Origin of the sequence: Streptomyces endophyticus, assembly GCF_035798155.1 — a bacterium.
In the GTDB taxonomy this organism is placed as follows: domain Bacteria; phylum Actinomycetota; class Actinomycetes; order Streptomycetales; family Streptomycetaceae; genus Streptomyces; species Streptomyces endophyticus.
On record NZ_JAOZYC010000160.1, the window covers coordinates 1 to 17,467 of the forward strand.

The 17,467-nt window shown below is 71.4% G+C and carries 17 protein-coding genes; 12 read left to right on the forward strand and 5 right to left on the reverse strand.

Features of this window, described 5'->3' with window-relative positions:
• The 5 genes from OKJ99_RS32260 to OKJ99_RS32280 all read left to right on the forward strand — a co-directional run.
• The coding region (locus OKJ99_RS32260; RefSeq protein WP_326021542.1) for a helix-turn-helix transcriptional regulator at positions 1-1,895 on the forward strand (1,895 nt) is incomplete at its 5' end.
• Between the two features lie 98 nt (positions 1,896-1,993).
• Positions 1,994-2,818: an alpha/beta fold hydrolase gene (locus OKJ99_RS32265; RefSeq protein WP_326021543.1), complete on the forward strand. Its 825-nt coding sequence runs from the start codon at positions 1,994-1,996 to the stop codon at positions 2,816-2,818.
• 81 nt (positions 2,819-2,899) lie between these two features.
• Entirely contained in the window at positions 2,900-3,733 is an 834-nt protein-coding gene (locus OKJ99_RS32270) for an alpha/beta fold hydrolase (protein WP_326021545.1), read from the forward strand.
• Between the two features lie 35 nt (positions 3,734-3,768).
• Positions 3,769-4,566 carry an alpha/beta hydrolase gene (locus OKJ99_RS32275; RefSeq protein ID WP_326021547.1) on the forward strand — a complete coding sequence of 266 codons (798 nt, stop codon included), beginning with the start codon at positions 3,769-3,771 and terminating at the stop codon, positions 4,564-4,566.
• A gap of 63 nt (positions 4,567-4,629) precedes the next feature.
• Complete coding sequence (locus OKJ99_RS32280) at positions 4,630-6,180, forward strand: acyl-CoA synthetase (RefSeq protein WP_326021548.1); 1,551 nt, start codon at positions 4,630-4,632, stop codon at positions 6,178-6,180.
• On the opposite strand, the gene OKJ99_RS32285 is transcribed toward OKJ99_RS32280, so the two are convergent.
• The 3 genes from OKJ99_RS32285 to OKJ99_RS32295 all read right to left on the reverse strand — a co-directional run bounded on the left by OKJ99_RS32285 (position 6,170) and on the right by OKJ99_RS32295 (position 8,855).
• Positions 6,170-6,565 (reverse strand): group I truncated hemoglobin, encoded by a 396-nt coding sequence (locus OKJ99_RS32285; protein ID WP_326021550.1) that lies wholly within the window; start codon positions 6,563-6,565, stop codon positions 6,170-6,172. The two genes, OKJ99_RS32280 and OKJ99_RS32285, sit on opposite strands and share 11 nt — an antisense overlap.
• 91 nt (positions 6,566-6,656) lie before the next feature.
• Complete coding sequence (paaK, locus tag OKJ99_RS32290; protein WP_326021552.1) at positions 6,657-7,958, reverse strand: phenylacetate--CoA ligase PaaK; 1,302 nt, start codon at positions 7,956-7,958, stop codon at positions 6,657-6,659.
• Positions 7,959-8,066: 108 nt separating this feature from the next.
• A complete protein-coding gene (locus OKJ99_RS32295) occupies positions 8,067-8,855 on the reverse strand; it encodes a GNAT family N-acetyltransferase (RefSeq protein ID WP_326021554.1) in 789 nt (262 codons plus the stop codon).
• An 82-nt stretch (positions 8,856-8,937) separates the two neighbouring features.
• Between OKJ99_RS32295 and OKJ99_RS32300 the strand changes: the two genes are divergently transcribed.
• Positions 8,938-9,327 carry a VOC family protein gene (locus tag OKJ99_RS32300; RefSeq protein ID WP_326021555.1) on the forward strand — a complete coding sequence of 130 codons (390 nt, stop codon included), beginning with the start codon at positions 8,938-8,940 and terminating at the stop codon, positions 9,325-9,327.
• A 55-nt stretch (positions 9,328-9,382) separates the two neighbouring features.
• Here OKJ99_RS32300 and OKJ99_RS32305 read toward each other — a convergent pair whose 3' ends face one another.
• The gene (locus OKJ99_RS32305) at positions 9,383-11,002 is read right to left on the reverse strand and encodes an acyl-CoA synthetase (RefSeq protein WP_326021556.1); all 1,620 of its coding nucleotides are present in this window, start codon (positions 11,000-11,002) and stop codon (positions 9,383-9,385) included.
• 199 nt (positions 11,003-11,201) lie between these two features.
• On the opposite strand from OKJ99_RS32305, the gene OKJ99_RS32310 reads away from it, so the two are divergent.
• The 6 genes from OKJ99_RS32310 to OKJ99_RS32335 all read left to right on the forward strand — a co-directional run bounded on the left by OKJ99_RS32310 (position 11,202) and on the right by OKJ99_RS32335 (position 16,652).
• Entirely contained in the window at positions 11,202-12,002 is an 801-nt protein-coding gene (locus OKJ99_RS32310) for a crotonase/enoyl-CoA hydratase family protein (RefSeq protein ID WP_326021557.1), read from the forward strand.
• A gap of 52 nt (positions 12,003-12,054) precedes the next feature.
• On the forward strand, positions 12,055-13,017 hold the full coding sequence (locus tag OKJ99_RS32315; protein ID WP_326021558.1) for a Zn-ribbon domain-containing OB-fold protein: 963 nt from the start codon (positions 12,055-12,057) through the stop codon (positions 13,015-13,017).
• The gene (locus tag OKJ99_RS32320; RefSeq protein ID WP_326021560.1) at positions 13,017-14,075 is read left to right on the forward strand and encodes a thiolase domain-containing protein; all 1,059 of its coding nucleotides are present in this window, start codon (positions 13,017-13,019) and stop codon (positions 14,073-14,075) included. The genes OKJ99_RS32315 and OKJ99_RS32320 overlap by 1 nt, the downstream gene beginning before the upstream one ends.
• Positions 14,075-15,256 (forward strand): thiolase domain-containing protein, encoded by a 1,182-nt coding sequence (locus tag OKJ99_RS32325; RefSeq protein WP_326021561.1) that lies wholly within the window; start codon positions 14,075-14,077, stop codon positions 15,254-15,256. Before OKJ99_RS32320 ends, OKJ99_RS32325 begins: the two co-directional genes overlap by 1 nt.
• Before the next feature lie 94 nt (positions 15,257-15,350).
• Positions 15,351-15,593: a DUF397 domain-containing protein gene (locus OKJ99_RS32330; protein ID WP_326021563.1), complete on the forward strand. Its 243-nt coding sequence runs from the start codon at positions 15,351-15,353 to the stop codon at positions 15,591-15,593.
• A 144-nt stretch (positions 15,594-15,737) separates the two neighbouring features.
• Positions 15,738-16,652 (forward strand): universal stress protein, encoded by a 915-nt coding sequence (locus OKJ99_RS32335; protein ID WP_326021564.1) that lies wholly within the window; start codon positions 15,738-15,740, stop codon positions 16,650-16,652.
• A 5-nt stretch (positions 16,653-16,657) separates the two neighbouring features.
• Here OKJ99_RS32335 and OKJ99_RS32340 read toward each other — a convergent pair whose 3' ends face one another.
• On the reverse strand, positions 16,658-17,380 hold the full coding sequence (locus OKJ99_RS32340) for a leucine-rich repeat domain-containing protein (protein ID WP_326021565.1): 723 nt from the start codon (positions 17,378-17,380) through the stop codon (positions 16,658-16,660).
• Positions 17,381-17,467: the final 87 nt, after the last annotated feature.

The window sequence follows — 17,467 nt, forward strand, 5'->3', positions numbered from 1 at the left end:
CCGCCGCGACCCTCGGGATCGGCGCGGACGCCTCAGGACCGGCCGAGGCGGCCCGGCTCGTGGTGCTGCGCGCAGGCGTCGAGTTCCGCCACCCGCTGGTGCGTTCAGCGGTGTACGCGGGCGCCACCAGCGTCGACCGGCGCCGTGCGCACCGCGCGCTCGCCGAGGTCACCGACCGCCCGGACGACAGCGACCGGCGCGCCTGGCACCGCGCCGCGGCCGCGCCCGGACCGGACGCCGCCGTCGCCGACCAGGTGGAGCGGGCGGCCGACCTGGCGGGTGCGCGCGGCGGCCACGCGGCCCGTGCCACCTTCCTGACCCGGGCGGCCGAGCTGACCCCGCAGGACGGCACACGCGCCGGAAGGCTGCTCGCCGCGGCCGAGGCCGCCTTCACGGCGGGCGCGCCGCTCCAGACGAAGGTGCTGCTGGACGCCGTCGACTTGGGCCTGTTGGACGGTGTGGCCCAGGGCCGCGCCCTTCTGGTGCGCGCCGGAGCCCTCAACGGCCTGGGCGAACCCGACTCGCACGCCAGGGCGGCGGCGCTGTGCCTGTCCGCGTCGGCGGCTGTCGGAACACGGGATCCGGAGCTGACCCGCGAGGCCCTGCTGCGGGCGGCCCAGTGGACGCTGACCGCGCGGCACCGGGCGCGGGCGACGACGGCCGCCGAGATCGCGAAGGCGGTACTGACACGTGCCCCGGAGCCCGGCCCCGCGGCGCCGTTGGACCTTCTCCTGAACGGATTCGCCGCCCTCGCCTGCGACGGCTACGAGCGGGCCGTTCCCCGACTGCGCGAGGCCCTCGACGCGCTGTTGGTACCCGACACCCCCGACGAAGTGGTCCTGCGCGGCTACCAGTTGGGAGTCTGGTACTCCACCCTCGTGTGGGACCACGAGGCCCGCAGCCGATTACTCCGGCGTGCCGACGCCGTCGCCCGCCGCAGCGGAGCCCTGTGGCACCTCGACGGCATCCTGTTGTGCGCCGCCATGGCCGAGACCACACTCGGCCACCTCGCCGCGGCCGACAGCCTGGTGGCCGAGAACCAGCAGATCCGCAGGGCGATGGGCCTGAGCGTCGCCCAGGGGCAGATCTGCCGGAACCCGGAGCTGCTCGCCTGGCACGCCGAGGACGAGACGGTCGACGACGAGCTGCGTCGGTCGCTGAGGACGGCGGGCGCCCTCGGCAACGGCGCGATGGAGTCCCTGGCGCAGAGCGGAGCGGTGGTCCTGGCGCTCGGCAGCGGCGACTACGCCAAGGCCCGGCCCGTCGCGCACGAGCTGGTCAGGAACGACGCGCTCGGGCTGCACTCCCGGCTCCTGCCGTCCGTGATCGAGGTGGGCGTCCGCAGCGGTGACCGGGCACTCGCCGCCACGACGCTGCGCACGCTCACGGACCGCGCCACGGCGGCCGGCACTCCCTGGGCGCTCGGTGTCCTGGCGCGCTCCAGGGCCCTGCTCGCTCCGGCGGACGGCGCTGAGCCGTCGTACCGCCGGGCCGTCGAGCTGCTGTGCGGTGCCGGCACCGAAGCGGACCTCGCCGTCGCGCATCTGCTGTACGGGGAGTGGCTGCGCCGGCGAAGGCGCCGCAAGGACGCGCGCGAGCAACTGCGGGCCGCCCTGGCCCTGTTCCGTGAGATGCGCGCCGCGGCCTACGCGGCCCGCGCCGCCCGGGAACTGGAGGCCACCGGAGAGCGCGTCGGTCCGCCGCGGGCCGGGGCCGCGAACCCGCTGACCCCGCAGGAACGGGCCATCGCCCGGCTCGCCGGAGACGGCGCGACCAACGCCGAGATCGCCGCCCAGCTGTTCATCAGCGCGAACACGGTCGACTACCACCTGCGCAAGGTGTTCCGGAAGCTGGACGTGACCTCCCGGCGGCAGCTCGGCCGGGCGCGCCCTTGAGGAACAGGCTCAGGACTACGCGCCGTTCGTGGTTCGCGTGGCCCTCCCGCCGGTGAACGATCGGGCTCCCGCACATCCCCTGCGATCGGGAGCCTCACATGCCATTCGTCACCGCAGCGGACGGAACCCGGATCCACTACAAGGACTGGGGCACGGGCCGTCCGGTCGTCCTGAGCCACGGCTGGCCGCTGAACGCCGACAGCTGGGAGTCGCAGCAACTGTTCCTGGCCACCCACGGATTCCGTGCCATCGCCCACGACCGGCGCGGCCACGGCCGCTCCGACCAGCCGTGGCACGGAAACGAGATGAACACCTACGCCGACGACCTCGCCACCCTCGTCGACACCCTCGATCTGCGTGACATCACCGTCGTCGGATTCTCCACCGGCGGCGGCGAGGTGGCGCGCTACATCGCACGGCACGGCACCGCCCGCCTCGCACAGCTCGTGCTGATCTCCGCGGTGCCGCCCTTCATGCTCAAGACCGCGGACAACCCGGGCGGGGTCCCGGTCGAGGTGTTCGACGCGATGCGCGCCGGCTCCCTCGCCGACCGCTCACAGCTGTACCGCGACCTGGCCGACGGGCCGTTCTTCGGCAACAACCGGCCCGGCGCCGACGTCTCCCAGGGTATCCGCGACGCGTTCTGGCGCCAGGGCCTGCAGGCCGGTCACCGGGGCGCCTACGAGTGCATCGCCGCCTTCTCCGCCACCGACTTCCGCGCCGACCTGGACGCCGTGGACGTACCCACCCTCGTCATCCACGGCGACGACGACCAGGTCGTGCCGTTCGAGGTGGGCGGCAAGGCCTCGGCGGCCCGGATCAAGAGCGCGACGCTGAAGGTCTACCCGGGTGCTCCGCACGGCATCACGGACACGCACAAGGAGCAACTGAACGCCGACCTCCTCGACTTCCTCAACTCGTGAGTCATGAATCCTGACTTCGGGCCCGGGGCACCGCGCTCCCGACCTCCGACTCCGGACCCCAGACCTCGAAAGGAACAACGGATGATCCCCGGACACCCTCCCCGCCGCCGTGTCCTCGGCGGGCTGTTCGCGGCCGGCGGCGCCCTCACCCTCGGCGCCGCGGCCACCCCCGCGCCGGCCGCCGCGGGCAAGGACACCGGCACCAGGCCGACCGTCGTCCTCGTCCACGGCGTGTTCGCCGACGCCTCCGGCTGGAACGCCGTCACCGCCCGGCTGCTGCGGGCCGGCTTTCCGGTCATCGCCCCCGCCAACCCCCTGCGGGACCTGGCAGGCGACGCGGCGTACGTCCGCAGCGTGCTCGACACGATCCCCGGCCCTTTGATCCTCGTCGGCCACTCCTATGGCGGGGAGGTCATCACCAACGCCGCCCGCGGCCACGCGGGCGTCAAGGCTCTCGTCTACGTCGCCGCCTTCGCACCCGACGAGGGCGAGAGCGCGCTGGACCTGGCCGCAAAGTTCCCCGGCAGCCGGTTGGAGAGCGCCCTCGTGCCCCGGCCCTACCCGATCCCCGGTGCGGAGCCCGGCGTGGACGGCTACATCGACCCCGCGAAGTTCCACGACGTGTTCGCCCAGGACCTGCCGCGCGCGCAGACCGACGTCATGGCGACGGCCCAACGTCCGGGCAGCATCGGCGGGTTGGGCGGGCCGAGCGGTGTACCGGCATGGAAGTCCCTGCCGTCCTGGTACGTCGTCGCGAGCGCCGACCGAGTCATCCCGCCCGCCGTGCAGCGCTTCATGGCCGAACGCGCCAAGAGCACGGTCGTCGAGGTCAAGAACGCCTCGCACGTCGTGATGATGTCCCGCCCGGACGTCGTCGTCCGCCACATCGAGGCCGCACACCGCGCCACCCGCTGACCTGTGCCACCCGCCGAACTGCGCCTGGAGGAGCCATGAGTGGCCCCGACACCATCGTCCTGATCCACGGCTTCTGGGTGACCCCGAGGAGCTGGGAGCACTGGATCGCCCACTACGAGAAGCGCGGATTCCGCGTCCTCGCACCCGCCTACCCCGGCTTCGAGGCGGAGGTCGAATCCCTCAACGCCGACACCGAGCCGATCGAGAAGGTCACCGTCCCGCAGATCGTCGAGAGCCTGGAAACCCTGGTCAGCGGCCTCGACAAGCCACCTGTCCTCATCGGCCACTCCGCCGGGGGCGTGTTCGTGCAGCTGTTGCTCGACCGGGGCCACGGCGCCGCGGGCGTGGCCATCTGCTCCGCGCCGACGGAAGGCGTCGCGGTGCTGCCGCTGAGCCAGCTCAAGTCCGCCTTCCCGGTGCTGAAGAACCCGGCCAACCGGCACCGCGCGGTCGGCCTGACCTTCGAGCAGTGGCACTACGCCTTCACCAACACGCTCCCGGAGGAGGAGTCCAGGGCGCTGTACGAGCGGTACGCGGTCCCCGCCTCCGGTGGCATCTTCTGGGACAGCGCACTGGCCACGCTGCGCCCCGGCCACCAGAGCACACACGTCGACTACCACAACGCCGCGCGCGCCCCGCTGCTGTTCCTGTCCGCGGAGATGGACCATCTGATGCCTCCCAAGGTGCAGCAGTCCAACGCCCGCCACTACAAGTCGACCGCGCTCACGGAGATCGAGGAGTTCCCCGGCATGCCGCACCTGGTGCCCGCCGCGCCCGGCTGGGAGGCCATCGCCGACCACGCCCTCGACTGGGCCGTCACGCACGCCCGGTAGAACCCGGTGCCGGGGCGGCGCGACCACCTTGACCCGGCGCCCGTCACCGCACAGGATCACGCCATGACGAGGTCACTTTTCCCCAAGCTCTCGGCTCCGCTCGAGCAGGGGAGGCCCCATTCCGAGGCCGCCAGCAGCACCGTCGACGGAGTCCTGCGCCGCAGCGCGCGCCGCACCCCGGTGCGCGTCGCCCTGCGGTACGGGCCGCGCTCATGGACGTACGAGGAACTGGACGACGCCGTGTCCCGCGCGGCCGGGGCCCTGCGCGCCGAGGGCCTCGCGCCGGGTGACCGGGTCGGTGCCTATGGGCACAACTCGGACGCGTACCTGATCGGGTTCCTGGCCTGCGCCCGCGCGGGGCTCGTGCACGTCCCCGTCAACCAGAACCTGACCGGTGACGACCTCGCGTACATCGTGCGCCAGTCCGGCGCCTCGCTCGTCCTCGCCGACCCAGACATCGCGGACCGGCTCCCCGGTGACGTGCCGGTGCTGCCGCTGCGCGACGCGGACGACACGCTGCTCACGCGGCTCGCGGCGAGCGCGCCGTACGACGGGGAGTCGCCGGGCGCCGACGAACTGGCGCAACTGCTCTACACGTCGGGGACCACCGCGCTGCCCAAGGGCGCCCGGATGACGCACCGCGCGCTCGTCCACGAGTACGTGAGCGCCATCCACGCGCTCGACCTCAAGGACACGGACCGTCCGGTGCACGCGCTGCCGCTGTACCACTCGGCGCAGATGCACGTGTTCCTGCTGCCGTACCTGGCGGTGGGCGCCACCAACACGATCCTCGACGCGCCGGCCGCCGACCGGGTCTTCGACCTCGTGGAGGCGGGGGAGGCGGACAGCCTGTTCGCGCCGCCGACGGTGTGGATCGGGCTCTCCCAGCACCCCGAGTTCGCCGCCCGCGACCTGAGCGGGCTGCGCAAGGCGTACTACGGAGCCTCGATCATGCCGGTCCCGGTCCTGGAGCGGCTGCGTGCGCGGCTGCCGGGGCTCGCCTTCTACAACTGCTTCGGGCAGAGCGAGATCGGGCCGCTCGCCACCGTCCTCGGGCCCGATGAGCACGAGGGGCGGATGGACTCGTGCGGGCGGCCGGTGCTGTTCGTCGAGGCGAAGGTCGTCGACGACGAGGGCAAGGACGTGCCCGACGGCACACCCGGCGAGGTCGTCTACCGCTCCCCGCAGCTGTGCGACGGCTACTGGGACAAGCCGGAGGAGACCGAACAGGCCTTCCGGGACGGCTGGTTCAGGTCGGGAGACCTCGCGGTGCGCGACAGTGAGGGCTACTTCACGGTCGTCGACCGGGTGAAGGACGTCATCAACTCCGGCGGCGTCCTCGTCGCTTCACGCCAGGTCGAGGACGCCCTCTACACCCACCCGGCCGTCGCCGAGACCGCCGTGGTCGGCCTGCCCGACGAGCGCTGGATCGAGGCGGTCACGGCGGTCGTGGTGCGCACCGCGGACGTCACCGAGGAGGATCTCATCGCCCACGCGCGCGAGCGGCTCGCCCACTTCAAGGCGCCCAAGAGGGTCGTCTTCGTGGACGAGCTGCCGCGGAACGCCTCCGGCAAGATCCTCAAACGGGAGCTGCGGGACCGGTTCAGGCGGTGACGATGTCCTTCCGTAACGGGCTCAGCGACGTGGCGATCGTGCCGATCGTGTCCTCGTCGACCCCGGCCTCGGCGAGCGCCGCCCCGAGGTGCTCGATGACGAGGTCGAAGGCGGTGTCCGTGACGGACACATACGCGTGGGCGTCGGCCAGGGTGCGCCCGCTGTAGGGCTCGGTGGAGCCCAAGGCCTGACCGATGAAGAGCCGTTGGTGGTCCTTGAGCCCCTCCAGGCCGATGTCCGTGAAGTAGTGCGCGAGTTCGGGGTCGGCGAGGACCTTGTCGTAGAAGAGATCCACGACGGCGCTGACCGCTTCATCGCCACCGATCTGCTCAAAAATGTTCGAACTTCCTTTGCCCATGGGTGAGTTGGGTGAAAGTTGAGTCATGTTGCTGAGCGTAAGAGGCGGTGGGCGCCGGGTCACCGGATTCGTGCGAACGACTGTGTGAACCTTCATACGGCGTGTGGTGTAGACCGCATCAACGCTTCCGCTCGTCCACAATCCGCTTGATCTTCCCCACCGACCGCTCCAGCGACTCCGGTTCGACGATCTCCACGCCCACCGTCACCCCCACCCCGTCCTTCATCCCCGCCGCGATGGCGCGCGCCGCCGCCTCCCGCTCCTGCGGCGTCGCGTCGGGCCGGGCCTCGGCGCGCACGGTGAGTGCGTCCATGCGGCCCTCGCGGGTGAGGCGGAGCTGGAAGTGCGGAGCGACGCCCGGCGTGCGCAGCACGATCTCCTCGACCTGCGTGGGGAACAGATTCACGCCCCGCAGGATCACCATGTCGTCGCTGCGCCCGGTGATCTTCTCCATGCGCCGGAAGGCGGGACGGGCCGTCCCCGGCAGCAGCCGCGTCAGGTCCCGCGTCCGGTACCGGACGATCGGCAGCGCCTGCTTGGTCAGCGACGTGAAGACCAGCTCGCCGTGCTCACCCTCCGGCAACACCTCACCCGTGATCGGGTCGACGACCTCCGGATAGAACTGGTCCTCCCAGATGTGCAGCCCGTCCTTGGTCTCCACGCACTCCTGGGCCACACCAGGACCCATGACCTCCGACAGGCCGTAGATGTCGACCGCGTCGATCCCCGCCCGCTCCTCGATCTCGCGCCGCATCTCCTCGGTCCACGGCTCCGCGCCGAAGATGCCGACCTTCAGGGAGCTGGTGCGCGCATCGACGCCCTGGCGCTCGAACTCGTCGAGGAGCGTGAGCATGTACGAGGGCGTCACCATGATGATCTCGGGCTTCAGGTCCAGGATCAACCGCACCTGCCGCGACGTCATGCCGCCGGACGCCGGAATCACCGTGCACCCGAGCCGCTCCGCCCCGTAGTGCGCGCCGAGCCCGCCGGTGAACAGGCCGTACCCGTACGCCACATGGACCTTGTGCCCCGGCCTGCCGCCCGCCGCGCGGATCGCCCGCGCCACCATGTCCGACCACATCGACAGGTCGGCCTCGGTGTACCCGACGACCGTGGGCAGCCCCGTCGTGCCGCTCGACGCGTGCAGACGCCGCACCTCGGACTGCTCCACGGCGAACATCCCGAAGGGATAGTTGTCCCGCAGGTCCGCCTTGGTCGTGAAGGGGAAGCGCCCCAGGTCCGCCAGGGTGCGGCAGTCCTCGGGCCGCACGCCCGCCTTGTCGAAGGCCTCGCGGTAGAACGGCACCCACTCGTACACTCGCTGCAGCGTCCAGCGCAGCCGCTCCAGTTGCAGCGCCCGCAGCTCGTCCGCGCCCAGCCGCTCGCCCTCGTCCCGCCAGTCCGTCGCCATCGACGCCATCGCACGCTCTCCCGAAACTCCCGACCGATCATTCGGTTGCCCTGCTGTCGATCAGTAATTCAAGGAGTGACCGCAGTCGTCAAGACATACGACGCGCCGGTTCCGGTGTCAGCGGGTGACCTGGGGTTCCCAGACGTACGGCGTGGTGGTCCCGAGCGCCACGAACCCCAGGCGTTCCAGGATCGGCCGGCTGTACGAGGACGCGTCCACCTGGACGTAGGCGAATCCGTGCTCGGCGGCGATGCGGACGCGGAAGGCGACGAGCGAGCGGTAGATCCCGCGGCCCCGCCACTCGGGGACAGTGCCGCCGCCCCACAGGCTCGCGAACGCCGTCCCCGGGTGCAGCTCCATACGGGCGGCGCTCACCGGCTCGTCGCCGTGCAGCGCCACGACCGCGGGGACCGTGGCCGGGTCCTGGGCGAGCTGGGCGCGGAGCTGGTGGCCGATGGCCGAGCGGCCGGAGTCGAAGGCCAGCTCGTGCACCCGCTCCACCAGCCCCACCTGCGCCTCATCGGTGACCGGGAGCAGCCGGATCCCTTCAGGCGGTGCGGTGTCGAGGGGCAGCGCGGCCGTCTCCGCGACGAGCAGCGTCTCCGGGTCCTCCGGTACGAACCCGGCGGCCTTGAGCCGGTCGGCAAGGTCGGCCGGCGCATCGTGCGCGTACGTCTTCCACTCGAAGGTGCGGCCCAACCCGCCGAAGAACCGGACCTGTTCGGCGATCGCCGCGCCGGCGGACCGCTCGTGGAGCCCCGACCACAGCACCCCGTTCCAGCCCGCCGCCGGGCCGACGTGGCACACCACGTCGCCGACCCGCTCGACCCGCGCCCCGGCCTCGTCGGGCCGCGCCTCGCACCGCATCTGCCGGTCGAACAGGGCCAGCACTGCATCGTGATCCATCCGGTCACTTCAGCACCGGGGAAGGGGCCAGGCAACCGAAAATTCCTGCCGCGAAACAGAACACCATTGCTAGGGTGCGCCGATGACCACGATCAAGAAGGTCCAGATCACCTTCGACTGCGCGCAGCCCGTGCGGGTCGCCCGCTTCTGGTGCGAGGTGCTCGGTTACGTCATGCCGCCCGGGGCCGACGAGGACGAGGCCTGGTCCGCCGCAGCCGACCCCAAGGGCGAGGGGCCGCGCCTGTACTTCCAGCGCGTCCCCGAGGGGAAGGTCGTCAAGAACCGGGTGCACATCGACGTACGGGCCGGCATCGGACTCGTCGGCGACGAGCGGCTCGCGGTGCTCGAAGCCGAGGCGGAGCGCCTGTACGCGCTCGGCGCGACGCATGTACTGACGCAGCGCGCCGACGACGAGAACGAGTCCTGCATCACGCTGCAGGACGTCGAGGGCAACGAGTTCTGCCTCGACTGAACCCGTTCTGAACTCGCTGCCTGAACCCGCTGCCTGAACCTGCTGCGGAGGGGGCCTACGCGTCGCCCTCCGCAGCCACCTGCCGCGCCCACCGGTAGTCCGCCTTGCCGCTCGGGGAGCGCTGGATGCTGTCCGTCACCACCAGCTGGCGGGGGATCTTGTAGCCGGCGAGGTGGCTGCGACAGTGCGTCTGGACGGTGTCCAGGGTCAGCCCGTCCGCGCCGTCCATGAGCTGGACGACCGCAGCCACATGGTTGCCCCACTTCTCGTCCGGCACACCGGCCACCAGCGCGTCGTAGATGTCCGGGTGGGACTTGAGGGCCTGCTCGACCTCCTCCGGGTACACCTTCTCGCCGCCCGTGTTGATGCACTGCGAGCCGCGCCCGAGGACCGTGACGATGCCCTGCTCGTCGACCGTCGCCATGTCACCGAGCAACACCCAGCGCTCGTCACCCTTCTGGAAGAACGTCTCGGCGGTTTTCGCGGGGTCGTTGTAGTAGCCGAGCGGGACATGGCCGCGCTGCGCGATCCGCCCCACCTCACCGACCGCCACCGGCTCGTACGTCGCCGGGTCCACCACCTGCGTACGGGAGTTGACCCGGACGTGGAAGCCGGAGCCCGCGCCCGAGTCGGCCGTCGCCGTGCCGTTGAAGCCGGACTCGGACGAGCCGAAGTTGTTGAGCAGCATGGTGTTCGGGACCAGCTCCTGGAACTGGGCGCGCACCGTGTCCGACATGATCGCGCCCGAGGACGAGACACTGAACATCGACGAGCAGTCCGTGCCCTTCAGCGGCCCCCTCAGCGCGTCGATGAGCGGGCGCAACATCGCGTCGCCCACCAGGGACATGCTGGTCACCTTCTCCTTCTCGATGGTGCGCAGCACCTCCTCAGGAGCGAACTTGCGGTGGATGACCACGCGCTGGCCGAAGTTGAAGCCGATGAACGCCGTGAGCGTCGAGGTGCCGTGCATCAGCGGGGGAGTGGGGAAGAACGTGATGCCGTCACCGCCCGCCGCCACCCGCTCGGCCAGCTCCTCGGGCCGTGACACCGGCTCACCCGTGGGCGCCCCGCCGCCCAACCCGGCGAAGAACAGGTCCTCCTGACGCCACATCACACCCTTCGGCATGCCCGTGGTGCCGCCGGTGTAGATGATGAACTGGTCGTCGGGAGAGCGCGGCGCGAAGCCGCGTTCGGGGGAGGACTGCGCGGTCGCCTCCTCGAAGTCCACCGCCTTCAGCGCCGGCGCGTCCGCCTCGGGGGCGCCCACCCGCACCAGGTGGCGCAGCTTCTCCGCGCGCGGAAGCGCCGCCGCCACGCGCGGCGTGAACTCCGTGTCGAAGACGAGCGCCGCGAGATCCGCGTCCTGGTAGAGGTAGGCCAACTCCTCCTCCACGTACCGGTAGTTCACGTTCACCGGGACGACCCGCGCCTTGAGGCAGCCGAGCGCCGTCTGCAGGTACTCGACGCTGTTGTAGAGGTGCAGCCCCAGGTGCTCGCCGGGGCGTATCCCGGCCGCGATCAAGTGGTGTGCGACCCGGTTGGCCGCCGTGTCCAGCTGGGCGTATGTGAGCCGGCGTTCCGCGCCCGTACCGGGATGATCCACGTAGACGAGCGCCTCGCGGTCCGGGACCACGTCGACGACCGACTCGAACAGGTCGGCAAGGTTGTACTCCACCGCGCTCCTCCTGATCCAGATGATCCAGGGCCGGATGTCTCCCGGGCGCCTCCTGGCCGTCATCAGAACAGAACGGGGGGTAAGGGGGAAGGGGCCCCGCACAAGAAAACTGACTGAGTGTCAGAAAACTCTTGAACTGGCACGTGCCCTACTGCAACCTGTTCCAGGTCCGAGGCTGCGGCTGACTGGAGGACCCCTCATGGGTGGGACCGAACATCTCGACGTCCGGCGCGAGGGCGCCACGCTCGTACTCACGCTCAACAGGCCGGAGGCCAAGAACGCGCTGTCCCTGCCGATGCTCGTCGGCCTCTACGACGGGTGGGTGGAGGCCGACGCGGACGACTCGATCCGCTCCATCGTGCTCACGGGGGCGGGTGGTGTGTTCTGCGCGGGCATGGACCTCAAGGCCCTCGCGGGCAAGGGGATGGAGGGCGAGCACTACCGGGACCGCCTCAAGGCCGACCCCGAGCTGCACTGGAAGGCGATGCTGCGCCACCACCGGCCGCGCAAGCCCGTCATCGCGGCGGTCGAGGGGCACTGCGTCGCGGGCGGCACCGAGATCCTCCAGGGCACGGACATCCGGGTGGCGGGGGAGTCGGCCACCTTCGGGCTCTTCGAGGTCAAGCGCGGCCTCTTCCCCATCGGCGGCTCGACGGTGCGGCTGCCGCGCCAGGTGCCCCGTACCCACGCCCTGGAGATGCTGCTGACCGGTCGGCCCTACCCGGCCCCGGAGGCCGCGGCGATCGGGCTCGTCGGCCGCGTGGTGCCCGACGGAACGGCGCTCGACGCGGCGCTGGAGATCGCCGAACAGATCAACGCGTGCGGCCCGTTGGCCGTCGAGGCGGTCAAGGCGTCCGTCTACGAGACCGCCGAGATGACCGAAACGGACGGCCTCGCCTCGGAGTTGAAGCGCGGCTGGCCCATCTTCGACACCGCCGACGCGAAGGAGGGCGCCCGCGCGTTCGCGGAGAAGCGGCCCGCCGAGTTCCGGCGCGAGTGAGGCCCGCAGCCGTGCCATTCCGTCCCGTACGCCCATCCGTCAAGGAGGCCTCATGACATCCACCGCCCAACCGGAGGTGCTGCGCGCGCCGTTGGTCGTGGAGTTCCCCTTCACCCGCTCCCTCGGCCCCGTCCAGTCCGCCTTCCTCAGCGGTCTGCGCGACCGCACCGTCCTCGGCGTGCGGACCGGCGACGGGAAGGTCATGGTGCCGCCGGTCGAGTACGACCCCGTGACCGCCGAGGAGATCCGCGACCTCGTCGAGGTCGGCGCCACCGGCACCGTCACCACCTGGGCCTGGAACCCCGAGCCGCGGCGCGGCCAGCCCCTCGACACCCCCTTCGCCTGGGTCCTGGTCACCCTGGACGGCGCCGACACCGGACTGCTGCACGCGCTCGACGCCCCGGGCCCCGACGCCGTGCACTCCGGCATGCGCGTCCGCGTCCGCTGGGCCGAGGAACGCGAGGGCGCCATCACGGACATCGCGTGCTTCGAACCCTACGAGGGTGACTCACCGCAGACCCAACCGGCCCCGCACAGCGGCGAGTTCGAGGACGCCGTCACCGGCATCGTCGCCCCCGCCCGCCTCGACTACACCTACAGCCCGGGCGGCGCCCAGACCCGCTACATCAACGCCCTCGCCGAGCGCCGCACCGTGGGAGAGCGCTGCCCCTCCTGCCACAAGGTGTACATCCCGCCCCGCGGCGCCTGCCCGACCTGCGGCGTCGCCACCACGGACCAGGTCGAGGTCGGTCCCGGCGGCACCGTCACCACGTACTGCATCGTGAACATCAAGGCGAAGAACCTCGACATCGAAGTCCCGTACGTCTACGCCCACATCGCCCTCGACGGCGCCGACCTCGCCCTGCACGGCCGCATCGGAGGCATCCCGTACGACCAGGTCCGGATGGGCCTGCGCGTCGAACCCGTGTGGACGGAGGGCGGGCGCTACCCCGACCACTACCGGCCCACCGGTGAACCCGACGCCGACTACGAGACGTACAAGGAGATGGTCTGATGCGGCCGCCGATCCGGGACATCGCCGTCGTCGCCTTCGGGCAGACCGACCACACACGTACCTCCGACGAACAGTCGGAGGTCGAGATGCTGATGCCCGTCCTGCACCAGGTCCTCGACGCCACGGGCCTGAAGACCAGTGACATCGGGTTCACCTGCTCGGGATCGAGCGACTACCTCGCCGGGCGCGCCTTCTCGTTCACCATGGCGCTCGACGGCGTCGGCGCCTGGCCGCCGATCTCCGAGTCGCACGTCGAGATGGACGGCGCGTGGGCCCTGTACGAGGCGTGGACCAAGCTGCTGACCGGCGAGGCCGACACCGCGCTCGTCTACGCGTACGGGAAGTCCTCGCCGGGCTCCGTACGCGACGTCCTGACGCGTCAGCTCGACCCGTATTACGTCGCCCCGCTGTGGCCCGACTCCGTCGCGCTCGCCGCCCTCCAGGCGCAGGCGCTGATCGACGAGGGGCACACCGACGAACCCGCGCTCGCCGGCGTCGCCGCCCGCAGCCGCGAGTCCGCCACGGGAAATCCGCACGCCCAGCTGCGGGGGAGCGTGCCGCACGGCGATTACGTCGTAAATCCGCTGCGCACCGGGGACTGCCCGCCGATCGGGGACGGCGCCGCGGCCGTGATCCTCGCCGCGGGCGACCGCGCCAGGGAACTGTGCGAGCGGCCCGCCTGGATCCGTGGCATCGACCACCGCATCGAGGCGCACAGCCTCGGGGTGCGCGACCTCACCGACTCGCCCTCCACCCGGCTCGCCGCCGAGCGCGCCGGAGCCTTCGAACGGCCCGTGGACACCGCCGAGTTGCACGCCCCGTTCACCTCGCAGGAGGTCGTCCTGCGCCGCGCCCTGAGCCTCGGCGACGACGTCGCCGTGAACCCCTCCGGAGGCGCGCTCGCCGCCAACCCGGTGATGGCCGCCGGGCTCATCCGCATCGGCGAGGCCGCCGCCCGCATCCACGCCGGGGGCTCCGACCGCGCTCTCGCCCACGCCACCTCCGGGCCCTGCCTCCAGCAGAACCTGGTCGCCGTACTCGAAGGGGAGGACCAGTGATGTCCAAGGCCGTGTCCCACAAAGAGCCGGTAGCCGTCGTCGGCATCGGGCAGACCAAGCACGTCGCCGCCCGCCGGGACGTGTCGATCGCCGGGCTCGTCCGCGAAGCGGCCCAACGAGCCCTGGAAGACGCCGAGTTGACCTGGGCCGACATCGACGCCATCGTCATCGGCAAGGCGCCCGACTTCTTCGAGGGCGTCATGATGCCGGAGCTGTACCTCGCCGACGCGCTCGGCGCCGTCGGCAAGCCGATGCTCCGCGTGCACACCGCCGGATCCGTGGGCGGCTCCACGGCGCTCGTCGCCGCCAACCTCGTCGCCGCCCGCGTCCACGGCACCGTACTTACCCTCGCCTTCGAAAAGCAGTCCGAGTCGAACGCGATGTGGGGCCTCTCGCTGCCCATCCCGTTCCAGCAGCCACTGCTCGCCGGAGCCGGCGGCTTCTTCGCACCGCACGTGCGCGCGTACATGCGCAGGACCGGCGCCCCCGACACCGTGGGCTCGGTCGTCGCCTACAAGGACCGCCGCAACGCGCTGAAGAACCCCTACGCCCACCTCCACGAGCACGACATCACCCTGGAGAAGGTCCAGGCGGCGCCCATGCTCTGGGACCCCATCCGCTACTCCGAGACCTGCCCCTCCTCCGACGGCGCCTGCGCGATGATCCTCACCGACCGCGCGGGGGCGGACCGCTCGCCGAAGCCGCCCGCCTGGATGCACGGCGGCGCCATGCGCAGCGAACCGACCCTCCATGCGGGCAAGGACTTCGTCTCCCCGCAGGCCGGCAAGGACTGCGCCGCCGACGTGTACCGGCAGGCCGGGATCGCCGACCCGCGCCGCGAGATCGACGCCGTCGAGATGTACGTGCCGTTCTCCTGGTACGAGCCGATGTGGCTGGAGAACCTCGGCTTCGCGGACGAGGGAGAGGGCTGGAAGCTCACCGAAGCGGGCGTCACAGAACTCGACGGGGACCTCCCCGTCAACATGTCGGGCGGCGTCCTGTCCACCAACCCCATCGGCGCCTCCGGGATGATCCGCTTCGCCGAAGCGGCGCTCCAGGTGCGCGGACAGGCCGGAGAACACCAGGTCGACGGCGCGCGGAAGGTCCTCGGGCACGCCTATGGAGGCGGCTCGCAGTTCTTCTCCATGTGGCTCGTCGGCTCCGAACCACCCACCCGATGAACGCGCGTTGACCTTCAACCCCTTCGCGGCCTGTGCGCGGCACGGGCCGATCGCTAGGCTGGCGCACGGACGACGAACCGGGAGGAGCACGGACGTGGCCGAGAGCACCATCGACCAGCACCCGCTCATGGGGTGGCAGAAGCCGGACCTGGACCTCAGCAAAGCGGATTGGCGGTCCAGCAGCGGAGGACAGGGCGATGTCCAGATCGCCTTTGTCGAGGGCTTCATCGCGATGCGCAACGGCGGACACCCAGAGAGCCCGTCCCTGATCTTCACGCCGGCCGAGTGGGGGGCGTTCGTGAGCGGTGCCCGAGGGGGCGAGTTCGACCTCACGTAGCCGCTTTCGAGACTCTTTGCTTACGTAGTTCCGACACAGGACCAACGGCCCTGTCCTGTGGCCCCGGCATTTGCGAGCCTGGCCACAGGAACAGCCGGTCAATGAGGGCGCGGCGACGCGCCCAGCGTCGGAGGCGAAGAGATCATGCCCACCCCGCACCACCTGCCCGTCCTCGCCGCGGTAGACGGCTCCGACGACAGCCTCCGCGCCCTGGAGTGGGCGCTCGCCGAGGCGGACCGGCGCGGCGCCGAGCTGCGCGTCGTACATGTGCAGCAGTACGCGCCGTTCCTCCAGGCCGAAGTGCTCGTGGCGGACTTCGACGAGGGGCCCGAGAACGACACCGTGCTCGCGGAGCTGCGCAAGGATCTGGAGGCGCGCGAGGGGCTGCCGCCGCTCGAGTTCATCAGCCGGATCGGGCTGCCGGCCGTGGTGCTGTCCGAGATGAGCGCCGAGGCCCAGCTCCTCGTCGTCGGCTCGCGCGGGCGCGGCGGCTTCGCGGGCCTCGTGCTCGGCTCGAACAGCGTGTCGGCGGCGCGCGACGCGGCCTGCCCGGTCGTCGTCGTGCCGCGGCCGGGGCGCGAGGTGCACGGTGACGCGGCGGTGCCGCAGGGGCCGCGCGTCGCGGTCGGGCTCAAGGCGGACGCGCCGGACCACGCGACGCTGGCCTTCGCGTTCGCGCACGCGGCCCGTACGGGTGCCCGGCTGCAGGTCGTCGTCGCCTATCCGTGGCCGGTCCTGGCGTGGACGGCGTACGGGGACTTCACGCCCACGGCCGTCGACCAGGAGGCGACCGAGCGCGACACGCTTCGAGTGGCCGATGAGACCCTCGCGGAATTGCGGGACTCTCACCCTAAAGTCGAGGTTGAGATTTTGGTGGTGCCGGGGGACGCGGCGGGCCATCTCGTCGAGAACTCGCGCGACGCGGAACTGGTCGTCGTCGGCCGCCACCGCCGCCGCCTGACCCGCCCCGCCCCCATGCTCGGCTCGGTCACCCACGCGGCCCTGCTGCACGCGGCGAGCCCGGTGGCGGTGGTCCCGCCGGAGCCGGACGCGGACTGAGCCGCTCAGCGCAGCACGACACAGCCCCGCCCGGCCAGCTCGTCGAGCAGGCCGGGCGCGAGGCGCACGTCGTTCCAGCGCAGGTCGAGCTTCTCCAGTCCGGGCAGTTCCGCGACCCATCCCGGCACCTCGCGGAGCCGATTGCCGCGCAGGTCGAGCCGGCGCAGGCGGGGCAGCCCGCGCAGCGCCTCGGGCACGTCGGCGAACGCGTTGTCCCGCAGCTCCACCTCCCGCAGCTCCGCCAGCTCCCGTACGGACGCGGGAAGCGCGGAGAGGTGGTTGCCCCGCAGCCACAGCTCCCGGAGCGCCGTGAGCCCGCCGATCCCGTCCGGCAGCGCATCGAGGCGGTTGTGCTGAGCGCGCAGCTCCACGAGGCCGGTCATCGCGCCGAGCGTGGAATGCAGCCCCGTCAGCCGGTTCTCGCCGACATTCAGATACGCGAGCCGGTCGAGGGAACCCAGCGAATCCGGCAGCCCGGTGAGCCGGTTGTCGTGCAGATACAGGAAACGGTTCAGGCCGGTGAGCGCGCCGAGCTCCGCCGGGACCGAGGTGAGCCGGTTGTGCCCGAGGTCGAGGGTGTGCAGACGCGTCAGCGTGCCGATGTGCTCGGAAAGATGTGCGAGTCGATTGTCGGCCAACAACAGCACCCGCAGCTCGGGGTGGCGCCACACCTCGTCGGGCACGGCGTCCAGGTCGCCCCGCCAGTAGTCGAGCACCGTCACCGTCATGGACCCGTACCTTAACGGCACCGGGTTTCGTACCGAGAATGGCGCATCACGCTCCGGCGGGAGCACCCCGGCGTACGCTGAGGTGCC